The following is a 1,490-nucleotide window of genomic DNA, read 5'->3' on the forward strand; positions in this document are numbered from 1 at the left end:
GCGAGAACGTCACCTTCACCTACCAGGCGAAGGACAACAACGGCGCGCTGAGCGACCCGCAGACCATCACCATCACCATTACCGGCAGCAACGACGCACCGGTGGCCAGCGCCACCAGCGGCGCCGTGAAGGAAGATGCGCAGATCAGCGGCCAGCTCGCCGCCACCGACGCCGACGATGGCGCCAAGCTCACCTACACGCTGGACAAGACTGCCCCGGCCGGCTTCAGCGTCGAYGCCGACGGCAAGTGGTCCTTCGATGCCAGCGTCAGCGAATACCAGCACCTGAAAGCSGGKGCCACCCAGACCATCCAGGTGCCGTTCACCGTCACCGATGARCACGGCGCCACCAGCTCCAGCAGCCTGACCATCACCATCACCGGCACCAACGATGCGCCGGTGGCCCAGGCTGCCAGCGCAGCGGGCACYGAAGACAAGCTCAGCTTCGGCAAACTGGTCGCCACCGACGTGGACGACGGCGCCAAGCTCAGCTTCAGCCTCAACGACAAGGCRCCGGCCGGCTTCACCCTGCTCAAGGACGGCACCTGGGCCTTCAACGGCCTGAACCCGGCCTACCAGAGCCTCGCYGCCGGYGAGACCAAGGTCYTGTCGATCGACTACACCGTCACCGACGAACACGGCGCCACCAGCACCAACACCCTGACSCTSACCGTYACCGGCACCAACGACACGCCGATCGCCCTGCCCTCGCTGACCTTCGTCCGCGAAGACGCGCAGATCAGCGGCGAGCTCAAGGCCATCGACGTCGACAACGGCGCCCAGCTGACCTTCAGCCTGAACCAGGCCGCCCCGGCSGGCCTGACCCTGGGCAGCGACGGCAAGTGGAGCTTCGACGCCAGCGATGCCGCCTACCAGCACCTGAARGCYGGTGCGGTRCAGGTCATCAACGTGCCCTACACCGTCACCGACGARCAYGGCGCGAGCACCCAGAGYTCCCTGGTGATCACCGTCACCGGCACCAACGATGCYCCGCGCGCTGATGCCGCCACCGCTGCGGCAGTGGAAGACCAGGTCAGCAAGGGCCAGCTCACCGCCACCGACGTGGACGATGGCGCCAAGCTGAGCTTCAGCGTCTCCGGCAACCCGCCGGCCGGCTTCACCCTGAAGACCGACGGCAGCTGGACCTTCGACGGCAAGAACCCGGCCTACCAGTCCCTCGCCGAAGGCGAGACCAAGGACATCGTGGTCAAGTACATCGTCACCGACGARCACGGTGCGACCGATACCCAGACCCTGACCATTACCGTCACCGGGACCAACGACGCGCCCATCGCCTACGCCGACACCGCCACCACTGAAGAGAACACCGTTCTCCAGGGCCAGGTTCCGGCCGCCACCGATGTCGACGGCACCATCGCCAGCTACCTGCTGACCAGCGATATCGCCCAGGGCAAAGGCTCGCTGACCTTCAACGCCGATGGCAGCTACACCTTCACCCCCGGCACCGCGTTCGACCACCTGGCCGTCGGC

At 66.6% G+C, this 1,490-nt stretch carries 1 protein-coding gene; it reads left to right on the top strand.

Translation table 11 applies throughout. From position 1 onward, the window contains the following. Positions 1-1,490 (top strand): VCBS domain-containing protein (locus A6723_RS21420; protein WP_218188783.1); only part of this gene is annotated, 1,490 nt, incomplete at both ends.

The organism is Pseudomonas sp. AU11447 (assembly GCF_001672555.2).
GTDB classification, from domain to species: Bacteria; Pseudomonadota; Gammaproteobacteria; order Pseudomonadales; family Pseudomonadaceae; genus Pseudomonas; species Pseudomonas nitroreducens.